Here is a 6,771-nt window from a genome sequence, read left to right on the forward strand (position 1 = left end):
CCCCCCGGCCCCCCCCCCGCCCCCCGCGTGGGGGGTGTTGGCGGGGGGGGCGCGGCGGGGGGGGGGGGGGGGGGGGGGCCCCCCCCCCCCCCAAAACGCCCACACCAACGCCGCCCACGAAACCCCCGACCCTCACCGCACCCCCCGCTCCCGCTCCTCCACAACGGAGTTGTACGCAGCGACGAGCGCCCGCCGAGCCACCCGCTCCACCGGCCGCAACGCCTCCGCCCGAGCCCCCATCTCAGCGGAGCTGACCGCACCCCCGTGCCCGTTCTCATAAGCGAGCGAGACCAACAACCCCACCCGCTGCGCCAGCTCCAGCACCCGCACCGCCCGCGGCGGATACCCCGGCGCCAACACCTCCCGCCCCCGCTCGGCCCGCGCCCGATACGCGTCGATCGCCGCCTCGGCCACCGGCCCCGACGCGGCGACGTCCAGCCGCGACAACACCTCGGTCGCGTCCCGCAGCGCCTCAGCCAGCTCCCGCTCGGCCTCACCCAGCGACGGCACATCCGCGGGCGGCGCCTCCCGCACCGACAGCACCTGCCAGACGACCTCGACATGCACATCACCGTCGGGCCCGGCCTCGTACACCTCCGGCACCAAACCGAACGCGGCGCCGTGACAGACCACCGCCTCCTCGGCGTCCATCGCCCGCGCGTTGAACTCAGGCGGCCCGCTCAGCCCCAGCGGATGCCCCGGCACCGGCAGCGCGACCCGCAGCCCGCTCACCCCGAGCGTCCGCAGCCGGCCGAGCGCCAGCGTGAGCCCGACGGGCGCCGACTCACCCGGCAGCCCCTCCACCCGGTGCACGGCGTCGTCCCCGACGATCTCCAGCACAGCGTCATCCGGCGGGACAAGTCCGGCCAAAAGGGCATTTCCCCAAGCGGCAAGGCGTCCTGAACGTGGTTCCGAGAGCATGCCCCCACCCTAAGGACCGGACCGATGGAATGAAGCGCCCGAGCGGTGGCGTAGATTTCCTAGAGGGCTGCGCCCACCGGCGCACGCGACCACCGAGACGCCGAGACGCCGACACCGGTCACACTGCAAGGGGAGACAACGCGCTCATGAGCGATGTTCTGGAGCTTCAGGACGTATCCGTGGTCCGTGAGGGCCGGGCTCTGGTGGACCAGGTCTCCTGGTCGGTCAAGGAGGGCGAGCGCTGGGTCATCCTCGGCCCGAACGGAGCCGGCAAGACCACCCTCCTGAACCTCGCCTCCAGCTACCTCTACCCGACCACGGGCACCGCCACCATCCTCGGCGAGCCCCTCGGCAAGCCCGGCACCGACGTCTTCGAGCTGCGCCCGCGCATCGGCATGGCCGGCATCGCCATGACCGAGAAGCTGCCCAAGCGCCAGACCGTCCTCCAGACCGTGCTGACCGCCGCGTACGGCATGACCGCCACCTGGAACGAGGACTACGAGGAGATCGACGAGCAGCGCGCCCGCGCCTTCCTCGACCGCCTCGGCATGAGCGACTACCTCGACCGGAAGTTCGGAACCCTCTCCGAGGGCGAGCGCAAGCGCACCCTGATCTCCCGCGCCCTCATGGCCGACCCCGAGCTGCTCCTCCTCGACGAGCCCGCCGCCGGCCTCGACCTCGGCGGCCGCGAGGACCTCGTCCGCCGCCTCGGCCGCCTCGCCCGCGACCCGATCGCGCCCTCGATGCTCATGGTCACCCACCACGTCGAGGAGATCCCCCCGGGCTTCACCCACGTCCTGATGATCCGCCAGGGCAAGGTCCTCGCCGCCGGCCCGATGGAACTCGAACTCACCTCCCGCAACCTCTCCCTCTGCTTCGGCCTCCCTCTGGTCGTCGAGCAGGTCGGCGACCGCTGGACGGCGCAGGGCCTCCCGCTCTCCTGACGTCCGGTAAGAAGGGCCTTTCAAACGATCGGCGCCCTGTCCGCGACAGGGCCCGCAGTCCTACCATGACCATGTGGAAATCGACGCGTGGGTTTGGTGGTTGATCGGCGCGGCAGCGCTCGGCATCGGGCTGGTGATCACCGCGATGCCCGAACTCGGCATGCTGGCCGTGGGCGCCGTCGCGGCCGCCGTGGTCGCCGGCATCTTCGGCGGTGACGCCGTGGTCCAAGTGGTCGCCTTCGTCGTCATCTCGACCGCACTCATCGCCGTCGTACGGCCCATCGCGAACCGACATCGCGCGCAACGGCCCCAACTCGCCACCGGCATCGACGCCTTGAAGGGCAAACAGGCCGTCGTTCTGGAACGCGTCGACGCGTCCGGCGGCCGGATCAAGCTCGCCGGAGAAGTCTGGTCCGCACGCTCCCTCGACACCGACCGCGCCTACGACGTGGGCCAGGAAGTGGACGTCGTGGACATCGAGGGGGCCACGGCGATCGTCATGTGACCTCGCACGACGTAAGTGGCCCGAACGCGCCACGGGCCACGCGACGGTCTGTCAGACTCGACCAGCAAGATCTTCAACAACCATAAGATCTGCCGAAGTTGCCGCAGCGGAGAAGGGGTACGGGGAAACGACGATGGAACCGGTCATCATCGTCTTGATCATTCTGGTGGTGTTGGTCTTCATCGCCCTGATCAAGACGATCCAGGTCATCCCACAGGCGAGCGCGGCCATCGTCGAACGCTTCGGCCGCTACACGCGGACACTCAACGCGGGCCTCAACATCGTGGTCCCGTTCATCGACACCATCCGCAACCGCATCGACCTGCGTGAACAGGTCGTACCGTTCCCGCCGCAGCCGGTGATCACCCAGGACAACCTGGTCGTGAACATCGACACGGTCATCTACTACCAGGTGACCGACGCCCGCGCCGCCACCTACGAGGTCGCCAGCTACATCCAGGCGATCGAGCAGCTCACGGTCACCACCCTCCGCAACATCATCGGCGGCATGGACCTCGAACGGACCCTGACCTCCCGCGAGGAGATCAACGCGGCCCTGCGAGGCGTCCTCGACGAGGCGACAGGCAAGTGGGGCATCCGAGTCAACCGAGTCGAGCTCAAGGCGATCGAGCCCCCCACCTCCATCCAGGACTCGATGGAGAAGCAGATGCGCGCCGACCGTGACAAGCGCGCCGCGATCCTCACCGCCGAAGGTACGCGCCAGGCCGCCATCCTCACCGCCGAGGGCGAGAAGCAGTCCCAGATCCTGCGCGCCGAGGGTGAGGCCAAGGCCGCGGCCCTGCGCGCGGAAGGCGAGGCCCAGGCAGTCCGCACGGTCTTCGAGGCCATCCACGCCGGCGACCCCGACCAGAAGCTCCTGAGCTACCAGTACCTCCAGATGCTCCCGAAGATCGCGGAGGGCGACGCCAACAAGCTCTGGATCGTCCCCAGCGAAATCGGCGACGCCCTCAAGGGCCTCTCCGGAGCCATGGGCAACCTGGGCGGCCTCGGCGGCGGTTCGGGCAACGGCTCCTCAGGCACTGGCACGGAACGCCGAGAGAAGCCGTCGATCGACTGACATAAGAGGCCCGCCTTCACAAGGAAGGCGGGCCTTCACGCCCTTAGGGGCGCGGGGAACTGCGCGACAAGCCACAACGAGCCCGCAGCCGACGAACAACCCACAGCTCAACGGCGATTAGCTACGCAGCATCCCGAGCAAGCCAATCCGGCAGCGCCTGGAGGTCATCGGCCCCCAGCGCCAGCAACATCGCATCAGCAGGCGTCGGCTCGAACGGCTCCCGAAGCAACGGCATCCCCGCCTGCTCAGGCGTCCGGTCAGCCTTCCGATGATTGTCCTCCGCACACGAGGCAACCGTATTCAGCCACGTGTCCTGCCCACCCCGAGACCGCGGCACCACGTGGTCCACGGTCGTAGCCCGACGCCCGCAGTACGCACACCGGTGCCGGTCCCGCACCAGCACACCCCGCCTCGACCACGGCGCTTGTCTTCGGAACGGCACCCGTACGTACCTGCACAGCCTGATCACCCGGGGCGCGGGTATGTCGACGGCGGCTCCACGCATCCGCAGTTCGGGGTGGGCCTGCTCGACGACGGCCTTGTCCTGAAGCACCAGAACGATGGCTCGATTCAACGTCACCGTCGACAGCGGCTCGAAGCTCGCGTTCAGAACCAGCGTGTCCCGCATTGCAGCCCACCTCCCGTGCGCACCTGCACCTGCCCACCCCCTGGCGGGCTGGGATCAACTCTGGCCGGGCACGCCGAGATGGACAACGAAATAAAAAATGCCCGCCCCCGATCACTTCCATGACCAGGGACGGGCAAACGTTCCATGAACGTCAGGATTCGGCGGGCACCTCGTACTCACCGATCACATGGGCACGCGCGATGGCGTGAAACCGCAGGTTGAACCCGACGACGGCAGGGCTGGCATCCGAGTCCGGACCGAGCTTCTCCTGATCCACGGCGTACACCGTGAACACATAGCGGTGCGGCCCGTCACCCGGAGGCGGCGCGGCGCCACCGAAGTCCTTCGACCCGTAGTCGTTCCGCGCCTGTACGGCACCCTCCGGCAGCCCCTCGAACTTGCCGCTGCCCGCACCCACCGGCAACTCGGTCACCGAGGCCGGGATGTCGAACACGACCCAGTGCCAGAACCCGCTGCCCGTAGGGGCATCCGGGTCGTAGCAGGTCACGGCGAAGCTCTTGGTCCCGGCCGGGAAGCCCTCCCAGCGCAGCTGCGGCGAGGTGTTGCCGGCCGCGTAGACCTGAGCGTCCTTGAGGGTCCCGCCGGACTCGACGTCCGCACTCGTGACCGTGAAGGACGGCACGGGCGGATGGAAGTCGTGGGGCAGCGGCCGCCTCTTGAGCTCGGTCACGTCGATACCTCCTGAAGGAACAGCGGAAGCGCGGATTCTGTGGTTCCGAGCCTAGAACCAGTTGCGCTTGCTGCCGACCTCGGACAGCCACTGGTTGAGATACGCCGCCCAGTCGGTCCCCTGGAAGTCGTTCAGCCCCACCTGGAACGACCGGAAGGTGTCACTGCCCTCACTGAACAGCCCGGGCTTCTTGTCCATCTCCAGGACGACGTCCATCGTGTGCTCGTCCGCGACGAAGCTCAACTCGACCTGGTTGATACCGCGGTACTGCTGCGGCGGGAAGAACTCGATCTCCTGGTAGAACGGCAGCTTCTGCCGCGTACCCCGGATGTGGCCGCGCTCCATGTCCGCGCTCTTGAAGCGAAAGCCCAGCTGGATGAAGGCATCGAGGATCGCCTTCTGCGCCGGCAGCGGGTGCACGTTGATCGGGTCCAGGTCCGTGGAGTCCACGGCACGCGCGATCGACAGCTCCGTCGTCACACCGATGTTCATCCCGCGCAGCGTCTGACCGTCGATCGTCGTGACCGGCGTCTCCCACGGGATCTCCAGCCCGAACGGCACCGCGTGCACGGCACCGGCCTGCAGCTCGAAGGCACCACCGAGGGACATCTTGGTGAACTCGATGTCCTGCTTGTACTCCGAGTCCTGACCCTCGACCTCGACACGCGCCTGAAGGCCCACGGACAGGCCCTCGATGTTCTGGTTCACGGACCCGCCCTGAATCCGCACCTCACCCTGGACGACACCGCCCGGAACGACGTTGACCTCCGTCAGCACCGTCTCGACCGAAGCCCCGCCGGCCCCCAGGCTCGCGAGCAGCTTCTTGAACGCCATGACTCTCCTCTTTTCAGAGTGGATCCTTGATCCCTACAAACGCGATCCGGCCGTGGCCGGTTCCGCGTCCCCACCCTGGCAAGGCGCAGGCCCCCTGACCACCCCGACGCGACCACCCGTCTGCACTACCCTCGGACGGCATGATCGCGACCCCCGACCGTACGCCCCTGCCCCGGGACTTCTTCGACCGGCCCGTCCTGGAAGTCGCCCCCGACCTCCTCGGCCGCCTCCTCGTACGCACCACCCCGGACGGTCCGATCACCCTCCGCCTGACAGAGGTCGAGGCCTACGACGGCCCTAACGACCCCGGCTCCCACGCCTATCGCGGCCGCACACCCCGCAACGACGTGATGTTCGGTCCCCCCGGGCACGTCTACGTCTACTTCACCTATGGCATGTGGCACTGCATGAACCTGGTCTGCGGCCCCGACGGCCAGGCCTGCGCGGTCCTGCTGCGCGCCGGCGAGATCGTCGAGGGCGCCGAACTCGCCCGCACCCGTCGACTCTCGGCCCGCAACGACAAGGAACTGGCCAAAGGCCCGGCCCGCCTCGCCACCGCCCTAGGTGTGGACCGCGCCCTTGACGGCACGGACGCGTGCGCCACCGGCGAGACGCCCCTGAGGGTGCTCACCGGCACGGCCGTGCCCTCCGACCAGGTACGCAACGGCCCCCGCACCGGCGTGTCAGGCGACGGCGGAAACGGGGACATCCATCCCTGGCGATACTGGATCGCGGACGACCCCACGGTCAGCCCCTATCGAGCTCATGTCCCGAGGCGCCGCCGAAGTTGACGCGCCTGGGCGAGGCGCGTAACGTAGCCCGAGCCGCTGAACCGGGTACTGCGAAGTCAGCAGCCGGAGCGGCCAACCCACTACCAACGAAACACCCTCAACGGGGTCGTTTTTTGGCGTGCCCGCATGCCTGAATTCGAGCCCACAGAGCCCGATTATGAATCGGGCGAGGGAATCGGCTAACGTAGTGAATGTCGAAAGGCCGACGGGCGAAAGCCCAGAACCCAACGACACCCTCCCGACAGGGAATCGGATCGGAAAAGGATCTGATAGAGTCGGAAACGCAAGACCGAAGGGAAACTGCCCGGAGGAAAGCCCGAGAGGGTGAGTACGAAGGAAGCGTCCGTTCCTTGAGAACTCAACAGCGTGCCAAAAGTCA

Annotated in this window: 8 protein-coding genes; 4 read left to right on the plus strand and 4 right to left on the minus strand. The window is 68.1% G+C overall.

Going from position 1 to position 6,771, the window contains the following annotated elements; translation table 11 throughout:
* Positions 1 to 132: 132 nt before the first annotated feature.
* The gene (locus tag L0P92_RS40525) at positions 133 to 921 is read right to left on the minus strand and encodes an Rv1486c family protein (RefSeq protein ID WP_234768144.1); all 789 of its coding nucleotides are present in this window, start codon (positions 919 to 921) and stop codon (positions 133 to 135) included.
* A 146-nt stretch (positions 922 to 1,067) separates the two neighbouring features.
* Between L0P92_RS40525 and L0P92_RS40530 the strand changes: the two genes are divergently transcribed.
* The 3 genes from L0P92_RS40530 to L0P92_RS40540 all read left to right on the plus strand — a co-directional run bounded on the left by L0P92_RS40530 (position 1,068) and on the right by L0P92_RS40540 (position 3,448).
* The gene (locus L0P92_RS40530) at positions 1,068 to 1,865 is read left to right on the plus strand and encodes an ABC transporter ATP-binding protein (protein ID WP_234768145.1); all 798 of its coding nucleotides are present in this window, start codon (positions 1,068 to 1,070) and stop codon (positions 1,863 to 1,865) included.
* A 73-nt stretch (positions 1,866 to 1,938) separates the two neighbouring features.
* Complete coding sequence (locus tag L0P92_RS40535; protein WP_234768146.1) at positions 1,939 to 2,370, plus strand: NfeD family protein; 432 nt, start codon at positions 1,939 to 1,941, stop codon at positions 2,368 to 2,370.
* A gap of 133 nt (positions 2,371 to 2,503) precedes the next feature.
* Complete coding sequence (locus L0P92_RS40540; protein WP_030053714.1) at positions 2,504 to 3,448, plus strand: SPFH domain-containing protein; 945 nt, start codon at positions 2,504 to 2,506, stop codon at positions 3,446 to 3,448.
* A 121-nt stretch (positions 3,449 to 3,569) separates the two neighbouring features.
* Here L0P92_RS40540 and L0P92_RS40545 read toward each other — a convergent pair whose 3' ends face one another.
* From L0P92_RS40545 to L0P92_RS40555, 3 genes are all read right to left on the minus strand, one after another.
* Positions 3,570 to 4,076 carry an HNH endonuclease gene (locus tag L0P92_RS40545; RefSeq protein WP_234768147.1) on the minus strand — a complete coding sequence of 169 codons (507 nt, stop codon included), beginning with the start codon at positions 4,074 to 4,076 and terminating at the stop codon, positions 3,570 to 3,572.
* Between the two features lie 151 nt (positions 4,077 to 4,227).
* On the minus strand, positions 4,228 to 4,767 hold the full coding sequence (locus L0P92_RS40550) for a YbhB/YbcL family Raf kinase inhibitor-like protein (RefSeq protein WP_234768148.1): 540 nt from the start codon (positions 4,765 to 4,767) through the stop codon (positions 4,228 to 4,230).
* Between the two features lie 51 nt (positions 4,768 to 4,818).
* Positions 4,819 to 5,601 (minus strand): sporulation protein, encoded by a 783-nt coding sequence (locus tag L0P92_RS40555; RefSeq protein WP_234768149.1) that lies wholly within the window; start codon positions 5,599 to 5,601, stop codon positions 4,819 to 4,821.
* Between the two features lie 140 nt (positions 5,602 to 5,741).
* Here L0P92_RS40555 and L0P92_RS40560 point away from each other — a divergent pair, with 140 nt between their 5' ends.
* Positions 5,742 to 6,392 carry a DNA-3-methyladenine glycosylase gene (locus tag L0P92_RS40560; protein WP_234768150.1) on the plus strand — a complete coding sequence of 217 codons (651 nt, stop codon included), beginning with the start codon at positions 5,742 to 5,744 and terminating at the stop codon, positions 6,390 to 6,392.
* Positions 6,393 to 6,771 lie beyond the last annotated feature (379 nt).

The organism is Streptomyces muensis (genome assembly GCF_021474425.1).
Taxonomy (GTDB): domain Bacteria; phylum Actinomycetota; class Actinomycetes; order Streptomycetales; family Streptomycetaceae; genus Streptomyces; species Streptomyces muensis.

Coding starts and splice junctions, on each gene's coding strand:
- L0P92_RS40530 (WP_234768145.1), top strand. CDS start 1,068: ATGAGCGATGTTCTGGAGCTTCAGGACGTATCCGTGGTCCGTGAGGGC.
- L0P92_RS40525 (WP_234768144.1), bottom strand. CDS start 921: ATGCTCTCGGAACCACGTTCAGGACGCCTTGCCGCTTGGGGAAATGCC.
- L0P92_RS40560 (WP_234768150.1), top strand. CDS start 5,742: ATGATCGCGACCCCCGACCGTACGCCCCTGCCCCGGGACTTCTTCGAC.
- L0P92_RS40540 (WP_030053714.1), top strand. CDS start 2,504: ATGGAACCGGTCATCATCGTCTTGATCATTCTGGTGGTGTTGGTCTTC.
- L0P92_RS40555 (WP_234768149.1), bottom strand. CDS start 5,601: ATGGCGTTCAAGAAGCTGCTCGCGAGCCTGGGGGCCGGCGGGGCTTCG.
- L0P92_RS40545 (WP_234768147.1), bottom strand. CDS start 4,076: ATGCGGGACACGCTGGTTCTGAACGCGAGCTTCGAGCCGCTGTCGACG.